Source organism: Chryseomicrobium sp. FSL W7-1435 (genome assembly GCF_038595005.1).
Taxonomy (GTDB): domain Bacteria; phylum Bacillota; class Bacilli; order Bacillales_A; family Planococcaceae; genus Chryseomicrobium.
Map to the genome: position 1 here is coordinate 312,371 of NZ_CP151997.1, position 19,329 is coordinate 331,699.

Below are 19,329 nucleotides of genomic sequence, written 5' to 3' on the forward strand. Positions count from 1 at the left end.
ATGTAAACTAAGAGCAAGTTGCGACTTTCTACATTTTCATCATGCCGCAAAACCTTTCCTCCTGATATTTCATTTGAATCAAAGGACTTATCAGACAATTCCATTCCGTTCGTTCAATATTCTTTTCGCTTCTTTAATCGATTTTCCTTTGTCACCTTTGCTCTCTTCTTTTTCAATTATGACTTGAAGAGCATTAGTATAAGCAACTTCCCGTGCTTCTTCTTGTGGTGCTTGGATATATGGTACAACCCCTTTGCCTTCCCAGTTTTCGTTCGTAATCGGACTGATTGCTTTACCACTTGGAATGAATGCTGTGAAGTATTCATTTAATGGAGTTGGAGGAGCTGGATTTGCACCTCCCATAGTTGTTTCACCAATGACGATTGCCCGTTTCATATTTTTCATCTCATAAGCAAATTGCTCGGCACCTGAAAAGGTGTTGGAACTAGTTAAGATATAAACAGGTTTGTCTATATATCTTCTTCCTGGCAGGTAAGGGTAACTCCAATATTGTTGAGTCATCCCTTCATTTTTCCAATAAATATCACCGATATGAGTAGGATGAACAGAATCTGAATTTAAAAAATAACTGATTAACAAAGCAACCATTCCGGGATGTCCACCTATATTTTTTCGAAGATCAAAAATTAGAGCATCGGTGTTCGAGAGAAAGTTCAAAGCTAGCATAGCTGTCTCTCCACCATATTGAGGGAAAGCAAAAGATCGAAGATCAATATAACCAACGTTACCAGGCATACGCTCTAACTTATAAAAACCGAAATTATCATTACTACTATTCTGCTGATGCTCTTTTAACCATTTAGGGTCATTCATAGGATCTTTGATAATAGGTTGTTTTTCGGAAGAAAAAGAAATCCGCAGATGTTTATCCTTACTGATTTCGAAAAGCTGGCTGTTTAAGACTTCGCATAGTTCTGTACCTGTTTGTATATTTTGATAGTTCTTTTCTTCTTTCTTTTGATTTATTTCCTGAATAATCGTTTCCGCAACATCTTCAAAAATGTACGAAGTTCTTACTTCCTGCAAGAAAGTTGCAATCACTTTCTCATATTCTTTCTGATTAATTGCTACATCATTCATTTAGAACTCCTTCTTCCTGAACCTAAGTATTTTTATGTTAACTTTATATTTCCATTAAAATTCCTTTTTAGCAAGTAGAGTTTGGTTTATGATAAACCGTTCGTAAAAGTACACTTTTACAGACAAAAGAGGAAGGCGGGCGCTAATCAGCATCCGTCTTCCTCTTGTGTTCTATTATTCCATTTAACGCTACTACCGATAAGGTATCATATGTAAACTTGAGATACACTAGTTATGGAGATACTTACTGTTTTTCATCTAGATACAAGTTTTTTCTAAAATGGCAGCTCCCTTCAAATCCATGTGTTTTGCTCACAATATTCCATCTCATTTTCTCTCTTAAATTTTAGTTAGCGGGTAAAGTATCGAATAAAAAGGGTATAAAGGAAAAAAGAGAAAGTTGGGAGTGATCAAAATGAAAGAACTTGTTTCATTGGAAGAAGTGAAGGCTTATAGTAAAGAACCTGGACTGCAATTTCTCTATATCCTTACCACTAATTGAAGTGTATGCCACGCCTTACTTCCTCAGGTGGAGGAAGCAATGACTGGTTTTCCGCATATTCAAACAAGACAAGTAAACGCAGAAGAAATTCCCGAACTTTCCGGGTTTTTGTCCATTTTCACTGTTCCGGTTCTTATTTTATTCGCTGATGGAAAAGAGATGATGAGGGAAGCGAGATTTGTCCATGTAGAAGAATTTAAAGAGAAAATCAGGAAAATATACGAAGGATTCTACTCTTCGGATCAATAAAAAAAGGTGGACGATTTGAGAAAAATCGTCCGCCTTTTTAAAGAAGTTCTCTAGTCCTCACTGCGGCTTCTGTCCAACAAACTGTATAACGTGGGACAATCCGTTGTGGAGTTCGCCCTCGTTCCGGATGACCTCCCCTAAGAAGAAATGGACGATTCGCCAATCACTAAATTCCTCCAGAAAGTCTTCAGGCCGGTAGAGAAAGTCCAACTCTTTCGGACCGCCGCTTTGATAAGGGATTTGATTATGGGAATAGACTTCCGCTATAAAATATCCTCCAGGCCTTACGGCTTCCTTGACTCCTGAAAGGGTTTTCTTACGGACTTCTCCTGGGAAGTGGCCAAAAACATTCACAATCCCGTCCCATTGATTCTGCTGCCACTCGGCTTCTGCCAGATCGACCAGTTCCGTGCTCACACGGACGCCTTGTTTTGCTGCCAACTTACTCACTTTTTCCAGTCCGGATTCGGCATAATCCCAGGCCGTGACGTTCAGCCCCTGTCTGGCTAAGAATACAGCATTTCTGCCTTCCCCTTCCGCAATGGTCAAGACTTCCCCAGATAGAGCGGTATACATATCCTTTAGAAATACATTCGGTTCGGTTCCATAGACGTATTTCTTATCTTTAAAACGTTCATTCCAGTTAGCCATTATATAGCCTCCTTGCTTTTATCTTTAATTTTTAAGCGATCTTCAAAAGGTTTTCTGCGAAGCATTGGATATTCCTGCTCTTCTATCGTTCTATTAAAAAGGTTAAAGAAACCATTTTTAAGTTCTATATTGCTAATACCCTGTTTGAATAAGCCCAATCTTATTTCTGACCTCTTCTTTCTGAGTATTGCAAGACAATAAAAAGGAAGCAGCGACTAGCTGCCTCCTTACTGTGTCCAATTTATGATTTTTTTTACAAGATCTCTGTCCAGATTTTGATGGCTGTCCCTAAAATCAACAGCGCTAAAATCCATTGGAGATATTTCGTATTCATCTTTTGACCCAGCTTGGCACCAAGCGGGGCTGCCAAAATACTAGCGACGATCATGACCGCTGCGGGACCGTAAAGAATCTGATCAGTAACAATTTTTCCAACTGTCGAACCGATTGACGAAATGAACGTAATCGCCAGTGAAGTCGCAATGGTCATCCGCGTTGGAATCTTCAAGACGACCAGCATAATTGGCACAAGGATAAAGGCACCTGCTGCACCGACAATACCTGCCGCAATCCCGACGATGAACGCCAGTCCTGCAGCCAGCCATTTATTGAATGTCACTTGGTCGGTCGGAATATCGTCGACTCCTTTTTTCGGAAGGAACATCATAACTACCGCGATTGTTGCCAAAATAGCATAGACGATGTTGATCGCCTGTTCTGACATCAGCGTCGAACCGTAGCCCCCGATAAAACTGCCGACCAGGATGGCACCGCCCATATAAGCGATCAGTGTTTTATTCAGATAGCCGCTGCCGCGGTAGGCCCATACACCTGCGATGGTGGCGAAGAACACCTGAATGGCACTGATGCCGGATACTTCATGAGCGCTGAATGCCGTATAGCCGAGTATGACCGGAATATAAAGCAGCATCGGATATTTGATGATCGAGCCACCGATTCCGACCATTCCGGAGATGAAGGAACCGATGAAGCCGATCAGGAATATGATGATAATAAAATCAAAACTCATCTTTTGTCACCTCTTCCAAAAGCGAAAAGGGTATCATGGCGATACCCTTTTACAACTCTTAGCCTTTCTTGATCCAGAATTTAAGGACGCCTTCTTCTTCTTGTGTATCCAACAATTCGTGGCCGCCTGATTTTGCCCAGGCAGTCATGTCCGCTTTTGCGCCTTTATCAGTAGCAAGGATTTCCAGGATCTGTCCGGATTCAAGCTCTTTCATTTCTTTTCTTGTTTTCACGATCGGCATTGGGCAAGCCAAGCCTTTTGCGTCTAATACTTTATCTGCGTTCAACAAAATCTCTCCTTTTGGGTTTGTATTGTTTTAATTTCAATAAAAATATCTTTTACTTACCGAACCGCACAACGGTTTGGTCCGATTTCCATTTCACGCTGAACTTCTTCGTCAGGCGTGATTTTGCCCATATTGGTCTTACGGATGTCCTCATAAGCATTCGGCTGCGGCGGCAGGTTTTTCGTTACCATGTCGCGGAACTCCTGCTCATCTTCGATATTCAATCCGTGATTTTCTTTGAAAAGGTCGCTTAGTTTTTTCGCGACGCTTCCGTCCGTGTTCAGCTCCTCCATGATCATGAAGTGAGCCGGTAAAACAATCAGCTCATCCGCCAATTCTGCATAACGGCTGTAAAGCGATTCACGCAGGTCGCCGACCCAATCTTCTGCAAGGCCTGCAAGGTCAGGACGTCCGATGGAATCGATGAACAGGATATCGCCTGTCATCAAGTACTGATCATCTACGATAAATGATGTCGAACCGATTGTATGCCCCGGCGAGTATAATGCTTCAATTTCAATTTTTGATTCGCCTAATGCCACTTCAAGGCCATTGACCAATTCCGCATAATCGAATACCACTTCTTCAGCGTCAGCCGGCGGCAAGTAATACGTTGCGCCTGTTGCTTCAGCGATTTGGCGTCCTCCGGAAATGTGGTCTGCGTGCAAGTGTGTATCGAATACGTGCTTGATCTTAGCACCTTTTTCCTGCGCGAAATCCAAGAAGATATCAGTCATGCGTGTTGCATCGATAATAGCGGCTTCACCGTCTGAGATGGTCATGTAAGAAAGGCAGCCTTTTCCGATGCGGACGAATTGGTACAATTCCCCGCCATTTTTCAAATCGCCGACTTTCACTGGTTCCAGGTGTTCACTCCAAGCTTTCATGCCGCCTTCAAGGTACGCCGCGTCGACGCCTTCTTCATCCAGCATTTCCGCTACCATCACAGAAGATCCTTCTTTCGCGCAAACGACAAGAATGTCTCTGTCTTTCGGAAGTTCTGAAACCACTTCTTCGACACCGTCCAATAAATCAAAATAAGGTGTATTCAGATACTGAATGTTACCGCCTTCGATTTTCCAGTCGGCGAAAGCGTCGCCGTTGCGTACATCAAGGATAAATAAAGGCTGGTTATCGATTACTTTACGTGCTACTTCTTTTGCGGTCATTGCTTTTACAGTCAATTTAAATACCTCCATCCGTATATTCTCGTTGAGTTTTTACGAGATTAAAATGTTAATGTAACGTCTGCGTCTTTTGCGAATTCAAGGAATGTGACCGCTCCGCCAACATCAATGCCATCGACGAAAGCTTCTTTCTCAAGGCCGAATAAATCCATTGTCATTTGGCAGCCGATGAATTTCACGTTAAGTTCCTGCGCCATTTCAACCAGTTCCGGGATTGCCGGTACATTTCCTTTTGCGAATCCTTCAGCAATCTGTTCCTTGCCTTCAGGAAGCGGCAATTGGCCATATGCTTCTTTATTGATCAAGTTCAATCCTTCGAATGTAAAGAAGATTGCCACTTCGTGATCACTTGCCGCTGCTGCTGTTGCGATATTATATACTTTATAAGCATCGAATAATGTTCCGTTTGATGCGATGATTGCTGTTTTTCCTGCCATTTAAAATTCCTCCAGTTAAATTGTATTTTAAAATTGCTTACGCGTTGTTTTGCTTAGTTTCGCCGTCCCATTGGCTCATGCCTTCTACTGCGTTCTTCACGCGGCCAAAGCCTTTGTCTGCCAATTGTTTTGCAGCGAAATCACTGCGGTTGCCTGTACGGCAAATGACGATTACTTCTTTTTCAGCATCTAATTCCTGTGTGCGTTCTTCCAACTCTCCAAGCGGAATGGAAACTGCACCTTCGATATGGCCAAACGCATATTCCGCCGGTTCACGGACATCAAGTACTGTTACATCGTCACGGTTCATTTTTTCCTTCAGTTCAGCGTTTGTCACTGTATGCGGAAATTGAACTTCTTCTTTTTCTTCAGACTGATCCGCTTTGCGCAAATAATGCTTCAGCACATCGCCTTCTTCAAATGTTCCAAGGTACTGGTTGCCGCTGCTTTTCGCCCAGGCTTTAATATCAGCCAAAGACCCTTTGTCAGTTGCCTGTACTTCAATAACCTGGCCCGGCTCAAGTTCCGTCATTGCTTTCTTTGTGCGTACGATCGGCATTGGGCATGCAAGCCCTTTTGCATCAAGTAATTTATCTGTTTGAATCATTCAAATTCCTCCTAATTACCCCACTGGGTATATTTATTGTTAAAAAAATATAGCTTTGTTATTCAGTCGGTCCGTCCCAGTCCATCATACCGCCATCCATATTGATTACATTGTAGCCATGGTTTCCAAGAATGTTCGTCGCCATTCCGCTGCGGCTTCCTGAACGGCATACCATGATGTGTTCTTGTGATTTGTCGATGTCATGCATACGGAACTCGATCAGGCCTAAAGGAATATTAACAGCGCCAGGAATTTTCCCTGCCTTTACTTCCTCTGTTTCCCGTACATCAATGATTGAAACATCTTTATTGTTTTTTATATATTCTTGTACTTCTTGTGCAGTCATTCTTTTCATTTGTTATTCCTCCTTAGTTTACGAGCGGTAGCTTCCCATGCCGCCTCTTACATTAATCACATTAGTAAAACCATTTTTGTTTAGGATTGAAGCTGCCTTGCTGCTTCGAATGCCGCTTTGGCAAATAACATACGTTTCTTTATTTTTGTCAAGTTCACTTACTCGACTTGGCAATTCATTCAATGGAATGTTCTTGAATTCCTTGATGCGGTTTGCCTTAAACTCTCCAGGCGTCCATACATCGATGAATTGTTTATCTTTTTTCTTCAATTGAGATTTCAGCTCGTCAGTGGAAATGGATTTTGCACCTTTTGCCGGTGACATGGCGCGGTAACCGATAAATACGATTACAGCTCCGATTAAAACGATTAACCAAGTATCCATGTTTTCCCTCTTTTCCTTCTATTAGATGAACAAGTTTACATTGCCGTCTTCAGCATCTGCCAAATAAGCGGCTACACCTGCATACGTAATGCCATCAAGCAATTCTTCCTGCTTCAATCCAAGAAGATCCATTGTCATCGTACAAGCAACAAGATTGATTTCCTGTTCCTCTGCCATTTCAATCAATTGCGGCATCGTCATTGCATTGTGTTTTTGGATAACCTGCTTGATCATTTTCGGGCCCATACCACCCATGTGCATATTGGATAAGCCAAGTTTGTCCGCACCGCGCGGCATCATTTTGGCAAACATTTTTTCCAGACGTGTTTTTTTCACTGCCGGCGGATTGTCTTTCCGTAATGCATTCAATCCCCAGAATGTGTGGAAGATCGTCACTTCGTGATCATAAGCCGCTGCTCCGTTCGCAATAATATAAGCAGCCATTGCCTTATCGTAATCTCCGCTGAATAATATGATGTTAGTGGATTTTTTCTGTTCCAATTGCTTGTTTCCCCCTCGATAATATACCCCGCAGGGTATTTAAAAGTCAAAAATAAAAAATGCACCGGCTCCAGCAACAAAGAAATTAAATACCTATAGGGGTATAATAACATCCAAATGAAAGTTCGTCAACCCGAAAGTTTGACGAACTTTCTTAGCGGCTTTTTACAAGAAGACTGACTGCATCTTTTACAAGCTGATCCGTGCTTTCACCTTTGCTGACGCTGTCGCGCACACATTGCTCCAGGTTTTCGCTGACAATTACGCCGATTGCGCGGTCAACCGCACTTCTGACAGCAGACAATTGAGTTACCACATCGCGGCAGTCATCGTTTTCTTCGACCATGCGAATTACACCTTTCAACTGGCCTTCAATTCGCTTTAAGCGATTCTGGACTTGTTTATCGTATTCCATCTTTGCTTGCCTCCTTGTTGATTTCTTTATTAATACTATAACCCTACTATATACCCCTTAGGGTATAATTTCAAGTGATTGAACTGAGTATTAAAAACGGATAATCCGCTGACCTTTGCTCAGTTTAGAACTAAACATTTTCGCGGTCAAGGATTATCCATTTCTTCTATTATACTGCGCAGTTATTCGGGCCGGTTTCCATTTCTTTCTCTTCTTCAAGTGGCGGATGGATTTTGCCCATGTTCGTCTGGCGTATTTCTTCATAGGCATTCGGCTGATCTTTCAAGCCTTCTGTCACCCGTTTGATGAACTTTTCTTCATCATTAATCTGCAGGCCTTCATTGTTCTGATAAAGGTCAGACAGTTTTCCAGAAACACTGCCGTCTTCATTCAGTTCACTGACGTCCGCGTAATGGGCCGGAAGCACGAGAAGATTGTCCGCTAATTTCTTATAGCGGCTGTAGAGAGTTTCGTACAGATCATCTGCCCAGTCCCCCGCTTTGCCGGCAAGGTCCGGGCGCCCGATCGATTCAACGAACAGAATGTCCCCCGTCAACAGATATTTATTGTCGACAACGAATGTGGTACTGCCGATCGTATGCCCCGGAGAGTATACCGCTTCGATTACCGCACTGCCGACTTCCAGTTTCATGCCGTCGGTAACCGGTTCAAAAGCAAATACGACTTCTTCCGCATCGTCCGGCGGCAAATAATAAGTGGCATCTGCCGAGTCCGCCAGTTTTTTACCACCCGAAATGTGATCGGCATGCAAATGCGTATCGATAACATGCTTAATTTTCAACCCTTTTTCACGCGCAAACTCTTCATAGTTTTCTGTCATTCTGCTGGCATCGACGATTGCAGCCTCTCCGTCGGATTCGATCAAATAAGAAAGGCAGCCTTTGCCCAGACGCACAAACTGATAAAGCGCCCCTCCGGCCACTTCGCCGATTTTGACAGCTTCAAGCTGTTCACTCCAGGCAGCCATTCCGCCTTCAATCGAAATCACGTTATCAAAACCATTTTCCTGCAAAAAGGCTGCAGCTTTTTGTGAAGTATTCCCTTTTCCGCAAACCGTATACAGCGTCTCGTTTTCCGGCAGCTCTTTCAAGTCGGACGAGTCGGAATTACTCAACTCTTTGAACGGTATATTGATTAATTGAACATGATCGCCTTCAATTTTCCAGTCTTCCGATTCCTCTTTGCTGCGGACATCCAATACATAAATCGGCTCATTCTTAAAAACCTGATCAGCCACTTTCTTTGGTGATACGGATTTCACTGTCATATAGAATTCCTCCTTGCCAATAAACCCTTAATTACCGCACGGGGTATATTGAGTGCTAAAAAAATTTGGCTTAGACTGTCTTGTCGATACAGCCGATCAATCTTTCTTCAATATCCACTGCGATTTCTTTGATCGATTCATTATTGACCATCTGAATTAGCGCACTTGGTTTCGGCATGCCGATTTTTGTAATGCCTTCCTCTTCGTAAACAACAATTTTACATGGAAGGAAATAGCCGACCATTAAATCTTCCGACAGGACGCGGTTTGCTTCCTGCGGGTTGCAAACTTCAAGTATGGTATACGGCGTATTGAAATCCGTTCCTTTTTCCTGAAGCTTTGCCGTCAAATCGAAATTCCAAAGCACCCCGAATTTCTCATCCTTCAAGTTCGCTTCCAAATCCCGGACTGCTTCGTCCTTGCTTTTGCTTGTTTCAACTGTGTAATCAAACATTTGTATGGCTCCTTTCTTTTAAATACTTATTCTTTTGATAAATTTCCCTCATTAAGCCGTGTAAAACATTTTTTATCGAATTAAGCCGTTAGTACTGAGTGAAAATAAGGAAAAAACAGAAAAGCTATTCCTGTCAGGAACGCAAATTTTTGAGATGGTCACAATGAATTCCAAGAGTTCTTCATGGCCGCTCCTTTCTCTACACAGACGCAGCAGTGCTAAGCCCCTTGATCAAGAGGCACCGTAAACCAGAATGTGTAACAATTATTCGATGAATCAAATCCTATTTCGCCTTTATGGCGTTCAATGATTTCTTTTGAAATCGCCAGTCCAAGGCCGCTTCCTCCGGTCTCCCTATTTCGGGAAGGATCCGTCCGGTAGAACCGTTCAAATACTTTTTCACTGTCCGTTTCCGGAATTTCCTGTCCTTCACTGATAATGGACATCCGATAATGCGCCCCTTCAACCCTCCCGATTATTTGAATCGGCTTGTCACCTTCATAATAAAGAATGGCGTTCTCGATGATATTGCTGAGCACCTGCTGGATGCCGCCGTTATAAACCTGCACGTTTCCAGGCTCGGCGTCGATCCGGACAGGAATCCGCTGTTCCTGCAGCTGCCAGTGAAACATATCAGCCGTTTGCCGGATCAGCCGGCTCATTTCTTCCAGCTTTGTTTCGACATATGTCTGCACAGCGTCAAAATCCCATTCTTTCAACTTTTCCAGTTGCTCGACCATCACCGTCAGCCGCTTCGCTTCACCATGAAGCGATTTGAACAGTTCAACATCGCCAGCAATGACACCCTTACTTAAAGCATTCATATAACCGTTTAAATTTGATAACGGCGTTCTGAATTCATGGGACAGATCTGACACGATTTTCCGCCTTGATTCTTCATTGGTTTTCAGCTGCTGCACCAGTTCGTTGAAATGGACAATCAATTCTGCCACTTCGCCTCTGGACTGGCTCTGGATGGTTTCCGGATAATGCCCTTCTTTCATGACTTTCGTTGATTCGATTAAAGTTTTTAAAGGACGCATCAATTTTTTTGTCAGATAAAAGTGGATCAGGCTTCCCAGCACGATGGTCGAGACACTGAAAATCCAGAGATATTGCCACAGGGTTGCACTGAACTGCTCCTGCCTGTACTCATCTGTTCCCATCCCGCCAACCAACCCACAGGCTGCATGGTAAATGGTGAAACTGCTCAGGATGACAAGGACCGTCAAGGTGAGGATATTCAAAAAGGTCAGCCGCCAAAGAATCTGTTTCGGCCAAAATGACTTGATGGAATCAAACATGGATGAATTTATACCCCATTCCTCTGACTGTCAGGATGCGTTTCGGGGAAGAAGGCTCATCTTCGATTTTTTCCCGCAGATTTTTGATATGGGCATCAATGGTCCGGTCCAGCACCATCTTATCGTTATATGGATACAATTGATGGATCAGATCTTCCCTGCTGAGCACCATATTCGGATTGTCCATAAAGTGAAAAAGAAGATTGAATTCATGCTTTGTCAATGGCAGTGTTTTGCCGTATAACTCCACTTCCCCTTTTCTCGGCATGATGGAAAGACCGGCACAGGTGATTTTTTGGCAGAATTGCCCGGAGCGACGCAGCACTGCTTCAACATGGGCAACCAGTTCATCGGGATCAAAGGGCTTGATCAGGTAATCATCTGCCCCCATTTTTAATCCATCGATCCGTTCGCTGATCTTCGCTTTTGCCGAAAGCATAATAATGGAGACTTCGTTGCGTTTCTGGCTCCTGAACCACCCGCATAATTCCTCGCCGCTTATTTTCGGCAACATGAGATCCAAAATGACTAAGCAGGGCTGAAACGCATGAAAAGCTTCTTTTGCCTCTTCGCCATCTGCCGCGGCTTTTACTTCATAACCTTCTTTCCTCATATAGATGGAAACAAGCTCACGGATCATCGGATCATCTTCGACGACTAATACAGTAGGTTTCAACAACTTCACCTCTTGATAAATTAATAAAAACTCATTCCATGTTCTTCACTTCCCGGATCATGATGTCATGGTTCATGGCACCCGGTGCGACAAATGAGATGCGCCCTTTCGAATCGATCATGTAAGAAGTCGGATAGGCCTGCACTTTATATTTATCAGAGACTTCCGAATCCCTGTCCATTAAAATCGGGAAAGTCAGGCCGTAATCCGCTATGAAATCCACTACATTTTCTTCGTTGCCTTCAGTTTCCGTCAGATTGACAGCCAATATTTCCACCGGCACTTCCTGTTCTGCGTACAGCTTCTGCATATCCGGCATTTCCGCTCTGCAAGGCGGACACCAGGTAGCCCAGAAATTCACGAAGACGCGTTCGCCGCGGTAATCGGATAAGCGCACCGTCTCCCCGTCCATTGTCACCAACTCGAAATCCGGTGCAAGATCCCCGATCATCAACCCTGTTTCTGCTGACTCTTCAGAATCCTGCACTTCAGCTGACTCTTTGCCCGAAAAGGCCATATCATAAAAAGCCCAGCCCACCATTGCAGCTATGATAACACCCAATACTATTTTTTTCATGGTTTTCAACCTCCTGTTTTATCCTAAGTTCGCAAACCACGTATCCTGAATCAGATCCAGCAGGGCTCCGGTTATGGCCGGCATCTGCCCGAAGAACAGGACAAGGCCCATGGCGACCATGACGATACCGCCAGCTTTCATAATGATTTGGCTTTTGCGGACAATCCATTTTGTCGAACCGATGAAGAACGTCAAAATAATGAACGGCAAAGCAAAACCGATGACGTACATCACTGTATAAAAAATCCCCTGTCCCGGATTGCTGACGGCCAGTATCAGAATGGAACCGAATACAGGTCCGATGCAGGGCGTCCATCCAGCCGCGAACCCCAGACCGATGATGAATGTTCCAATATAACCGCTTGGCCGCCTGCTGAATTGAAAACGCTGTTCTTTCATCAATCCGGTGAGATTGAGCCAGCCGCCGATGAACAGTCCCATGACCACGATAAATATCCCGGCAATGCGCTGGATGAAAAGACCGGAATCTCCCATCAGCAAATTCTGCACCCATTGACCGAAAAAGGATGCTCCGGCTCCCAGGCTGATAAACACAAGAGACACGCCTGCCAGAAATACCAGCGAATGGCTAAACAGCCTGCCCTGTATTTTCTTGTCCCGATCCCCCTGCAGTTCTTTCACACTGATGCCGGTAATATAGGACAGGTATGCCGGAAATAATGGCAGGACGCAAGGTGACAAAAAGGATATCGCCCCTGCTCCGAGAGCCAGGAACATTCCCACCAGTAATAGCGTATCCGGTTCAATTATGCTCATCAATAACACTCCTTCTGCAATGTAAAAACATCAAAAACTGCCCGGCTGTAAAAAGAATGACGATAAACCACGGTTCCAACAGATAGCCGAACATGGAGACATGCGGCTGAATCATCAGGAGAAGGAGAATTCCTCCTGTCCAGCCCGACAGGATGGCATTCCCGGTGACAACAGGGGATACCCTGTCATTCAAAACAAGGAACAGCATCAAAAGAACAGCATACAGAACAATGCTCCCAAATGCCGATGACTCATTGTTCCAGGTCCAGCCGGCAAACTCGTAAAAGAATGACGCCGGCAACAGTATGTACAATAAGGTTTGGATAAACGCCCACCCCTCAATCCGCTCCTTTTTCATGCCGTAACCGATAAGGCCCGCACTGAAGAGGATGGCCAGGTAAAAAGCATTTGACCCGCTTGGATAGGCAAGCGCCGCGAGCGGTTCGCTTAAAAACAAAGGCAAGTCCAATAAAACTTTCGCTAGCCAGATGAACAGGACAAAATTGATGATCTGGGAAACGGCCTCTTCCGCCAGTTTTTTCCTGCGCTCTTTTTCAAAGCCGCTTATGAGATAGAAAATAACGATTCCTGACACCACACTGATTATCTTTATGGAAATAGAAATTACGGCGGTTGTTTGCATGGTTCCCCTCACTTCTGCTGTATTGCGTTCCTGTCCTACTCTACATGTCGAATATGAAGATTTGATGAAAATCCAGATAATTTCGATCGTAAGTTCAAAGATTAGCCGGTCGATTCATTTTCATTTAAAGTGATTATAGTTTCAAACTATTTAGAAAGTGGTGGAAAAGCATGAAATTCACTCTGATCCAGCAAAACGATACACATGGGTGCCTGGAATTGCACAATGAACTCTATTGGAGCACCGAAGGGCCGGTGCTAAAAAAAGCGGGAGGATTGGCAAGAATCAGCCGGTACGTCAAAACCCTGAAAAAAGAACAGGAAAATGTCCTGTTCTTTGATGGCGGAGACCTGTTCCACGGGACATTGCCCCTTGTGGCCAGTAAAGGGGAAGCGATTTTGCCGCTCCTGGAGAAGATGGACATCGACGGCTTCGTACCGGGAAACTGGGATTACGCGTACGGCAAAAAACAGCTTCGGAATTTGACAGACAGACTCCCTTTCCCTGCTCTTTCCTGCAATGTGAAAGATGAGGATACAAAGGCAAATTTTTTCAGCCCTTATGTCATCAAAGAGTTGAACGGAGTAAAAGTCGGCGTGGTTGGCTTGACTTATCCGTATGTCGATATCACCATGCCTCCTGATTTTTCAAAAGGATTAAGTTTTTCAACCGGGGTTGAAGAAATGCGGCAATGCGTCGCGGAACTGAAGGAAAAGGCTGATGTCATTGTCCTGCTGAGCCATATGGGCCTTCCACTGGATGCCAAACTGGTGTCGCTGGTGAGCGGCATAGACATTGTCCTTTCCGGACACAGCCATGACCGGGTGACAAAACCAATCGTCCGGAATGGCACTTGTATCGTGCAGGCCGGTTCCAGCTCCTCTTTTATCGGGCATCTGGATGTCGAAGTCCAGAACGGCAAAATAACAGACATTCAATACAGGCTCGTCGACATCGATGAACAGTTCGGGGAAGATGAAGAAGTTAAAGAGCTTGTCGAAGAAATTCTCTCCGCTTATACAACAGAAAGAGAGACGGTGGCCGGGGGGACGAAAACGGTCCTTCACCGCATGACTTTGGAAGAAGCGCCCATGGACAAACTGATAACGGATGCGTACCTGGCCGCTTTCGAAAGCGACCTTGCTTTTTCCCACGGCTGGCGGTACGGCCCTCCCATGGATGCGGGTCCGCTTACCCTTTATGATTTGCATACCATCATTCCAACAAATCCCGAACTGTTCACTCTGGAGCTTACCGGGGAAGAGTTGTGGGATGCGCTGGAAAATAACCTGGAAACAGTCCATTCCGCTGATCCCTTTGAACAAAAAGGCGGCTATGTCCTCCGATCGAGCGGCTTGAAAATGACATATAAACCTTATAATCCAAAAGGACACCGCATTCAAAGCCTGACAATCGTGGGTGAAGACTGGCAGCCTGCTAAACGGTACCGGGTTGTCGGCGGCGGAAGCCAGACGTTCAAAAAGCACGAAGACAGGAAACAGTACCGCAACATCCACGCGATTGATGTCATCGGGTCATTCCTTCAGGAAAAAGGCCCTTACGAAATGAAAAAAGGCGCGGATGTCGTTACGGTATAAAGTTTTTTCGAACACGAAAAGGAATTCTACGAAGAAATCGGTTCAAAAGGCGGAGAAAACAGCAATAGCGGTGGGAATAACAACGGTGGCAATTCATAATAGAAGACATTTAAAAGGGAGAAGGTTTCTTTACCCACTTTCCTTGCAGCACATAAATAAAGCTCTACTTTTTTCTATAAATGTGGAAGCGTACATGCACGTAATCAATAAGATAGTATAGAACTAAGTCATTTCATAAGGAATTTGTCATTGGTTTCTGTATGGCATGCGAATCAACTGTCAAACAGAAGATACTTAACATGAAGGGAAAGAATGCAATGTTACGCAATAAAGAGCTGCATGATTTTTTATGCGAGCGAAACGCAGGGCTGACCGAGCAATGGTATGAATCACTGGATAAAAACCAAGGGGGCATCTATGGCTCCATAAACCCAAACATCATTGAAAAGCTGAAGCAGCAAAACATTGAATTTCATAACCGGTTTTGTTCGATGTTCATCAAGGAATACAAAGAGTTCCTGGAAGATTTCCTGGACTGGATTGTCCGCACCGCAAGAGATGAAGATCGCTTATCGACACCCACGACAGCCGTGCTGCAAGACTTTTTCCAGACCCAGAAACAATACCTTCAGTTGGTTGAAGAATTTGCTTCCATTCAAGGAGATCGCGTCTCAAAGGAACAGCTGATTGCCTGGAATCAAGGAATTACGGCGACCATCAACGACCTTCTGCTGGAATTCACAACCCAGACGGCCATCGCGGCTGAAAAGAAACTGAACGCCTAGCAAGAATTAATCGTTGAAATGAGTGCGCCGGTTATCCTGCTGACCAAAGACACCGGGTTGCTGCCATTGGTCGGCGAAATCAGTACATACCGGGCGCAGATCATGTTTGAAAAAGCGTTGCAGCAAAGTGCCGAATATCACCTCGAACGGTTATTCATTGATTTATCGGGAGTTCCCATCATCGACACGATGGTGGCTCATCAGATTTTCCAACTCATCGATGGATTACGAATCATCGGGGTCAAAACAGCACTTGCGGGCATCAGTCCGGACATTGCACAGACCGCTATCCAGCTAGGCATCAACTTTAGGGAGATTGAGGTCTATAACACATTGGCACAGGCCATGAAGCTGAAAAACCTGGAGATTCAGGGAAGATGAAGTGACACGAGCAAGTGATTGAAAAAACAGTTGTCGAATCAAGTCGATTTTCAGCCTAATTATCTCGTAAAACGCGCTTGAGGAACAATCGACCGTTTGCTGGGCTTATTTCATTCTTGAGTCATTTTCCTCTTTTGATTGGTAAAGGAAAAGGGCATGATATACCGGAATTAAATGGCTAGCCTTAGATTCTCTAGGCTTTTCTTAGTCACTTTCCAAAGCGAAAAGAGAATGCCAAATGAATAAAGAACATATACAAGCGCTACTGGAAACCATCTGTCAATACAACAATGTCCGGATTACCCAAACTTTTGCCAAAGACGACATTGACTGGATTCTGGTCAAATGCGTTCCGCACACAGAGACACTCGAATTAACTTATCTGCAGACGGAAAGTGTCGAATGCTATAAATCGATACAGCAAGCTGTAGAAATCATGGTTCATCACCATAAGTCGTGGTTGACACTTGAACAGCTTAATTATGTAAATAAATAGAAAAAAAGCGAAAACACCTGTATCGTAATTGTTGTCTAGACAAACCACGATAGGAGTTTTCGCCTTGTCCCAACAGTTTATCAAATTAGTCCTTCCACTTCCATCATTTTTTACAATTCATCCGTCATCCGACAACGAACCAAACGTGTTTCGAATTTCTACGCTGAACCGTCCAGTCTCATGTCTTGTCTGTTCAAGTCAGACAGTCCGCCACTCAAAGGAACGTCGCCGTTTTAGACATTCCTACGCCTGGGGCGTAGGGACGATCTGGATCGAGATAGATGTCCCACGCCAGGTCTGTAAAGAATGTGGTATCACGTTTGTTCATGACTTTGGCTTAGGCCTAGTTCGTTCTTCCACCAGACATTATAGAGTGGAGATTGCAAAACGTTGTCATGGTAGGACAATCTCTGATGTCTCGCGTGAGTATGGTGTTCCGTACACGACCGTTGAAAGGTGGTTCTATCAATACGCTTCGCGCCAGTTGGAGACTAAAACCGCAAGGCATGTCTTGGTCGATGAGTTCGCTACGCGCAAAGGTCATCATTACGCGACAGTGGTCCTTGATGCGAAATCCGGGTGCGTCCTTTCGATAGTTGAAGGTAGAGATGAAGCTGCAATCTCTTTGGCTCTCTCTCAAGTGAAGAGCTCTATTCAAACAGTAGTCAGTGACTTTGCGCCAGCCATGTCGAAGGCCACAAATTCTGTGATACCAGATGCGACCCATGTGCTCGATCGTTTCCACCTGATCCAGTTTTTTACGGATGCGCTGCGACGCCGTCGGCGTTTTCTGGATGAAACTAAACGTCACTATCACGTACGTACAATAGATCGTTCCCTAGCATGTCGTCCAGAACAATTAGACGATGCAGACTTAGAGGTCGCACGGGCATGCCTTCGCGAAGACGAGTTCATCAAGGACATCTATTACGGATTACAACATATGCGATTTGTATTGAAGTCGACTACATCTGGACAAGCTTCTCGTCGTCTAAAAGAGTGGATCGACCGTTTCATGTTTCATCCATGTGGGCCGCTGGCCAAGATTGCAAAAGCTGTGATAGTGCGTCAACGTGAGATGGAAAACACAATACTCTCGCCTCTCTCTAACGGGAAAATAGAAGGTACAAACAATAAGATCAAACTGATCAAACGAAGAGCTTTCGGGTATCGTAATCTGAATAACTTCTTCACAAGGTTAAAACTTGAACTAGGAAGCTCAAAATAGCAACCACGAGTTATGGTGATGAACCTTATTTTTTGAAGAAATCCCTTTCTTTACCTTTACCATAGGAGATTCTCCTACAAATCCACCAATAGCTTCATAGTGTCTATAAAACGAACTTAATGTAGCCAAGTAGCGATTGAGTGTCGCAGGAGATACTCTTCCTGAATTATGTCTACCATCAATAAATTCAACAAAGTTGGTTAGAAATGCTGGCCTAACCTCATAAAATTTTAAGTTCTCTCTCTCAAGCCAAATATAAAAAACTCTTAAATCCTCAAGATAACTTTTGATTGTATTTGGTGAAAAACCTTTTATTTCCATAGCAGCAGTAAAATCTAATACTTCTGGAAAAATTCTCATATTAGAATCTACAAGTACATATGATGATATAGTCTTTTCCACTTTCATACATTAACCCCCTTTGAAACGAACTAAGCAAGAACGTATATTCCTCATATTTAAAATATACCTTAAATTCACAGTCTATTCTAATTTTTTATAAGTATTCTATTTAACAAGTTAAAATAAAAAAAGCACAGCAAAGGACGAATCCTCTGCTGTGTTTTATTTAAGAAGTTTGAGACTATCTCTCTTCTGTAGTGAATGGTAATAAAGCCATGATACGTGATACTTTGATCGCACGTGTAAGTTTACGTTGGTACTTCGCGCTAGTTCCTGTCACACGACGTGGAAGAATTTTTCCACGTTCAGACACGAATTTTTTCAACAAATCTACATCTTTGTAATCGATGTGAGTGATGTTGTTGCTAGTGAAGTAACAAACTTTACGGCGTCGTTTGCCTCCGCGACGTGGTGCCATATTGGTTGCCTCCTTTTTCGTTATCAAGTAAACCGCATTAGATGCGCACTTTTAGAACGGTAGATCGTCGTCAGAAACTTCAATCGGCCCGCTGCTAGCAAATGGGTCATCGTCCATACGGGTATAATTTTGCTGATTCGATGGTTGGTTTGAACCATACTGATTAGTGTTATTGTTGTAGTTATTGTTCGACTGCGGTGCGTTTCCGTAAGAAGAAGGAGCAGCTTGTTGCCCGCGGTCGCCGCCTGAAGCATTGCCTGAGGCGTTACGTGGTTCTAGGAACTGCACGCTATCTGCAACAACCTCTGTTGTATAGACGCGCTTGCCGTCTTGTCCTTCATAGCTTCCTGTTTGAATGCGGCCTTCTACTCCAGCAAGACTTCCTTTTTTGAGGAAGTTTGCCGTGTTTTCAGCTTGCTTACGCCAAACAACACAGTTAATGAAATCTGCTTCACGTTCTCCTGATTGGCTTGAGAATGTACGGTTTACAGCTAGTGTAAAACGTGCCACTGCCACGCCATTCGGTGTGTAACGCAGCTCCGGATCTTTCGTCAATCTGCCTACTAATACAACTCGGTTAATCATGTTTACAAACCT

The 19,329-nt window shown here is 44.0% G+C and carries 28 protein-coding genes; 6 read left to right on the forward strand and 22 right to left on the reverse strand.

Translation table 11 applies throughout. The features are described from left to right. Positions 1–90: 90 nt before the first annotated feature. On the reverse strand, positions 91–1,101 hold the full coding sequence (locus MKY84_RS01745) for a S41 family peptidase (RefSeq protein WP_342527364.1): 1,011 nt from the start codon (positions 1,099–1,101) through the stop codon (positions 91–93). Positions 1,102–1,642: 541 nt separating this feature from the next. Between MKY84_RS01745 and MKY84_RS01750 the strand changes: the two genes are divergently transcribed. Then, positions 1,643–1,852: a thioredoxin family protein gene (locus MKY84_RS01750; protein WP_342527366.1), complete on the forward strand. Its 210-nt coding sequence runs from the start codon at positions 1,643–1,645 to the stop codon at positions 1,850–1,852. A gap of 57 nt (positions 1,853–1,909) precedes the next feature. Here MKY84_RS01750 and MKY84_RS01755 read toward each other — a convergent pair whose 3' ends face one another. The 18 genes from MKY84_RS01755 to MKY84_RS01840 all read right to left on the reverse strand — a co-directional run bounded on the left by MKY84_RS01755 (position 1,910) and on the right by MKY84_RS01840 (position 13,424). After that, on the reverse strand, positions 1,910–2,503 hold the full coding sequence (locus MKY84_RS01755; RefSeq protein ID WP_342527367.1) for a class I SAM-dependent methyltransferase: 594 nt from the start codon (positions 2,501–2,503) through the stop codon (positions 1,910–1,912). Further along, the gene (locus MKY84_RS01760) at positions 2,503–2,661 is read right to left on the reverse strand and encodes a hypothetical protein (RefSeq protein WP_342527368.1); all 159 of its coding nucleotides are present in this window, start codon (positions 2,659–2,661) and stop codon (positions 2,503–2,505) included. The genes MKY84_RS01755 and MKY84_RS01760 overlap by 1 nt, the downstream gene beginning before the upstream one ends. Positions 2,662–2,756: 95 nt before the next feature. Continuing rightward, positions 2,757–3,533, reverse strand: a complete 777-nt coding sequence (locus MKY84_RS01765; protein ID WP_204591665.1) for a sulfite exporter TauE/SafE family protein — start codon at positions 3,531–3,533, stop codon at positions 2,757–2,759. Positions 3,534–3,591: 58 nt separating this feature from the next. Then, complete coding sequence (locus MKY84_RS01770) at positions 3,592–3,819, reverse strand: sulfurtransferase TusA family protein (RefSeq protein WP_342527370.1); 228 nt, start codon at positions 3,817–3,819, stop codon at positions 3,592–3,594. Positions 3,820–3,875: 56 nt separating this feature from the next. Continuing rightward, a complete protein-coding gene (locus tag MKY84_RS01775) occupies positions 3,876–5,003 on the reverse strand; it encodes an MBL fold metallo-hydrolase (RefSeq protein WP_342527371.1) in 1,128 nt (375 codons plus the stop codon). 44 nt (positions 5,004–5,047) lie between these two features. Beyond that, entirely contained in the window at positions 5,048–5,443 is a 396-nt protein-coding gene (locus tag MKY84_RS01780) for a DsrE/DsrF/DrsH-like family protein (protein ID WP_204591670.1), read from the reverse strand. A 37-nt stretch (positions 5,444–5,480) separates the two neighbouring features. Next, positions 5,481–6,050 (reverse strand): sulfurtransferase TusA family protein, encoded by a 570-nt coding sequence (locus tag MKY84_RS01785; RefSeq protein WP_342527373.1) that lies wholly within the window; start codon positions 6,048–6,050, stop codon positions 5,481–5,483. A gap of 58 nt (positions 6,051–6,108) precedes the next feature. Next, positions 6,109–6,405 carry a rhodanese-like domain-containing protein gene (locus MKY84_RS01790; protein WP_342527374.1) on the reverse strand — a complete coding sequence of 99 codons (297 nt, stop codon included), beginning with the start codon at positions 6,403–6,405 and terminating at the stop codon, positions 6,109–6,111. An 18-nt stretch (positions 6,406–6,423) separates the two neighbouring features. Then, positions 6,424–6,789 carry a rhodanese-like domain-containing protein gene (locus MKY84_RS01795; protein ID WP_342527375.1) on the reverse strand — a complete coding sequence of 122 codons (366 nt, stop codon included), beginning with the start codon at positions 6,787–6,789 and terminating at the stop codon, positions 6,424–6,426. Between the two features lie 21 nt (positions 6,790–6,810). After that, on the reverse strand, positions 6,811–7,290 hold the full coding sequence (locus MKY84_RS01800) for a DsrE/DsrF/DrsH-like family protein (RefSeq protein WP_342527376.1): 480 nt from the start codon (positions 7,288–7,290) through the stop codon (positions 6,811–6,813). 154 nt (positions 7,291–7,444) lie between these two features. Beyond that, positions 7,445–7,705 (reverse strand): metal-sensitive transcriptional regulator, encoded by a 261-nt coding sequence (locus MKY84_RS01805; protein ID WP_342527377.1) that lies wholly within the window; start codon positions 7,703–7,705, stop codon positions 7,445–7,447. A 169-nt stretch (positions 7,706–7,874) separates the two neighbouring features. Next, positions 7,875–8,993, reverse strand: a complete 1,119-nt coding sequence (locus MKY84_RS01810) for an MBL fold metallo-hydrolase (protein ID WP_342527378.1) — start codon at positions 8,991–8,993, stop codon at positions 7,875–7,877. Between the two features lie 70 nt (positions 8,994–9,063). Next, positions 9,064–9,447, reverse strand: coding sequence for a DUF302 domain-containing protein (locus tag MKY84_RS01815; protein WP_112221521.1), 384 nt, complete (start codon positions 9,445–9,447; stop codon positions 9,064–9,066). A gap of 218 nt (positions 9,448–9,665) precedes the next feature. Continuing rightward, on the reverse strand, positions 9,666–10,751 hold the full coding sequence (locus tag MKY84_RS01820) for a HAMP domain-containing sensor histidine kinase (RefSeq protein WP_210016804.1): 1,086 nt from the start codon (positions 10,749–10,751) through the stop codon (positions 9,666–9,668). Beyond that, entirely contained in the window at positions 10,744–11,427 is a 684-nt protein-coding gene (locus MKY84_RS01825; RefSeq protein WP_210016803.1) for a response regulator transcription factor, read from the reverse strand. The genes MKY84_RS01820 and MKY84_RS01825 overlap by 8 nt, the downstream gene beginning before the upstream one ends. Positions 11,428–11,458: 31 nt before the next feature. Continuing rightward, complete coding sequence (locus tag MKY84_RS01830; RefSeq protein ID WP_342527381.1) at positions 11,459–12,004, reverse strand: redoxin domain-containing protein; 546 nt, start codon at positions 12,002–12,004, stop codon at positions 11,459–11,461. A gap of 18 nt (positions 12,005–12,022) precedes the next feature. Continuing rightward, complete coding sequence (locus MKY84_RS01835) at positions 12,023–12,781, reverse strand: cytochrome c biogenesis protein CcdA (RefSeq protein ID WP_210016801.1); 759 nt, start codon at positions 12,779–12,781, stop codon at positions 12,023–12,025. Further along, entirely contained in the window at positions 12,768–13,424 is a 657-nt protein-coding gene (locus MKY84_RS01840) for a hypothetical protein (RefSeq protein ID WP_342527382.1), read from the reverse strand. The genes MKY84_RS01835 and MKY84_RS01840 overlap by 14 nt, the downstream gene beginning before the upstream one ends. 170 nt (positions 13,425–13,594) lie before the next feature. Here MKY84_RS01840 and MKY84_RS01845 point away from each other — a divergent pair, with 170 nt between their 5' ends. From MKY84_RS01845 to MKY84_RS01865, 5 genes are all read left to right on the forward strand, one after another. Beyond that, positions 13,595–15,022 carry a 5'-nucleotidase C-terminal domain-containing protein gene (locus MKY84_RS01845; protein WP_210016799.1) on the forward strand — a complete coding sequence of 476 codons (1,428 nt, stop codon included), beginning with the start codon at positions 13,595–13,597 and terminating at the stop codon, positions 15,020–15,022. 299 nt (positions 15,023–15,321) lie between these two features. Beyond that, the gene (locus MKY84_RS01850; RefSeq protein WP_342527383.1) at positions 15,322–15,807 is read left to right on the forward strand and encodes a hypothetical protein; all 486 of its coding nucleotides are present in this window, start codon (positions 15,322–15,324) and stop codon (positions 15,805–15,807) included. A gap of 18 nt (positions 15,808–15,825) precedes the next feature. Continuing rightward, positions 15,826–16,188 carry an STAS domain-containing protein gene (locus MKY84_RS01855; RefSeq protein ID WP_342527385.1) on the forward strand — a complete coding sequence of 121 codons (363 nt, stop codon included), beginning with the start codon at positions 15,826–15,828 and terminating at the stop codon, positions 16,186–16,188. A 238-nt stretch (positions 16,189–16,426) separates the two neighbouring features. Beyond that, on the forward strand, positions 16,427–16,684 hold the full coding sequence (locus MKY84_RS01860) for a hypothetical protein (protein WP_342527387.1): 258 nt from the start codon (positions 16,427–16,429) through the stop codon (positions 16,682–16,684). A 145-nt stretch (positions 16,685–16,829) separates the two neighbouring features. Beyond that, positions 16,830–17,912 (forward strand): ISL3 family transposase, encoded by a 1,083-nt coding sequence (locus MKY84_RS01865; RefSeq protein WP_342528837.1) that lies wholly within the window; start codon positions 16,830–16,832, stop codon positions 17,910–17,912. Here the strand turns inward: MKY84_RS01865 and MKY84_RS01870 are convergent. The 3 genes from MKY84_RS01870 to ssb form a co-directional block, all read right to left on the reverse strand. Then, positions 17,904–18,320, reverse strand: a complete 417-nt coding sequence (locus tag MKY84_RS01870) for a phage integrase N-terminal SAM-like domain-containing protein (RefSeq protein WP_342527388.1) — start codon at positions 18,318–18,320, stop codon at positions 17,904–17,906. The two genes, MKY84_RS01865 and MKY84_RS01870, sit on opposite strands and share 9 nt — an antisense overlap. 175 nt (positions 18,321–18,495) lie before the next feature. Then, the gene (gene rpsR / locus MKY84_RS01875; RefSeq protein WP_342527346.1) at positions 18,496–18,732 is read right to left on the reverse strand and encodes a 30S ribosomal protein S18; all 237 of its coding nucleotides are present in this window, start codon (positions 18,730–18,732) and stop codon (positions 18,496–18,498) included. A gap of 51 nt (positions 18,733–18,783) precedes the next feature. Next, positions 18,784–19,317 carry a single-stranded DNA-binding protein gene (gene ssb, locus MKY84_RS01880; protein ID WP_342527390.1) on the reverse strand — a complete coding sequence of 178 codons (534 nt, stop codon included), beginning with the start codon at positions 19,315–19,317 and terminating at the stop codon, positions 18,784–18,786. Positions 19,318–19,329 lie beyond the last annotated feature (12 nt).

Coding starts and splice junctions, on each gene's coding strand:
- rpsR (WP_342527346.1), bottom strand. CDS start 18,732: ATGGCACCACGTCGCGGAGGCAAACGACGCCGTAAAGTTTGTTACTTC.
- MKY84_RS01810 (WP_342527378.1), bottom strand. CDS start 8,993: ATGACAGTGAAATCCGTATCACCAAAGAAAGTGGCTGATCAGGTTTTT.
- MKY84_RS01745 (WP_342527364.1), bottom strand. CDS start 1,101: ATGAATGATGTAGCAATTAATCAGAAAGAATATGAGAAAGTGATTGCA.
- ssb (WP_342527390.1), bottom strand. CDS start 19,317: ATGATTAACCGAGTTGTATTAGTAGGCAGATTGACGAAAGATCCGGAG.
- MKY84_RS01845 (WP_210016799.1), top strand. CDS start 13,595: ATGAAATTCACTCTGATCCAGCAAAACGATACACATGGGTGCCTGGAA.
- MKY84_RS01750 (WP_342527366.1), top strand. CDS start 1,643: ATGACTGGTTTTCCGCATATTCAAACAAGACAAGTAAACGCAGAAGAA.
- MKY84_RS01860 (WP_342527387.1), top strand. CDS start 16,427: ATGAATAAAGAACATATACAAGCGCTACTGGAAACCATCTGTCAATAC.
- MKY84_RS01815 (WP_112221521.1), bottom strand. CDS start 9,447: ATGTTTGATTACACAGTTGAAACAAGCAAAAGCAAGGACGAAGCAGTC.
- MKY84_RS01850 (WP_342527383.1), top strand. CDS start 15,322: ATGAAGGGAAAGAATGCAATGTTACGCAATAAAGAGCTGCATGATTTT.
- MKY84_RS01820 (WP_210016804.1), bottom strand. CDS start 10,751: ATGTTTGATTCCATCAAGTCATTTTGGCCGAAACAGATTCTTTGGCGG.
- MKY84_RS01840 (WP_342527382.1), bottom strand. CDS start 13,424: ATGCAAACAACCGCCGTAATTTCTATTTCCATAAAGATAATCAGTGTG.
- MKY84_RS01780 (WP_204591670.1), bottom strand. CDS start 5,443: ATGGCAGGAAAAACAGCAATCATCGCATCAAACGGAACATTATTCGAT.
- MKY84_RS01765 (WP_204591665.1), bottom strand. CDS start 3,533: ATGAGTTTTGATTTTATTATCATCATATTCCTGATCGGCTTCATCGGT.
- MKY84_RS01785 (WP_342527373.1), bottom strand. CDS start 6,050: ATGATTCAAACAGATAAATTACTTGATGCAAAAGGGCTTGCATGCCCA.
- MKY84_RS01755 (WP_342527367.1), bottom strand. CDS start 2,503: ATGGCTAACTGGAATGAACGTTTTAAAGATAAGAAATACGTCTATGGA.
- MKY84_RS01795 (WP_342527375.1), bottom strand. CDS start 6,789: ATGGATACTTGGTTAATCGTTTTAATCGGAGCTGTAATCGTATTTATC.
- MKY84_RS01790 (WP_342527374.1), bottom strand. CDS start 6,405: ATGAAAAGAATGACTGCACAAGAAGTACAAGAATATATAAAAAACAAT.
- MKY84_RS01830 (WP_342527381.1), bottom strand. CDS start 12,004: ATGAAAAAAATAGTATTGGGTGTTATCATAGCTGCAATGGTGGGCTGG.
- MKY84_RS01805 (WP_342527377.1), bottom strand. CDS start 7,705: ATGGAATACGATAAACAAGTCCAGAATCGCTTAAAGCGAATTGAAGGC.
- MKY84_RS01835 (WP_210016801.1), bottom strand. CDS start 12,781: ATGAGCATAATTGAACCGGATACGCTATTACTGGTGGGAATGTTCCTG.
- MKY84_RS01870 (WP_342527388.1), bottom strand. CDS start 18,320: ATGAAAGTGGAAAAGACTATATCATCATATGTACTTGTAGATTCTAAT.
- MKY84_RS01855 (WP_342527385.1), top strand. CDS start 15,826: ATGAGTGCGCCGGTTATCCTGCTGACCAAAGACACCGGGTTGCTGCCA.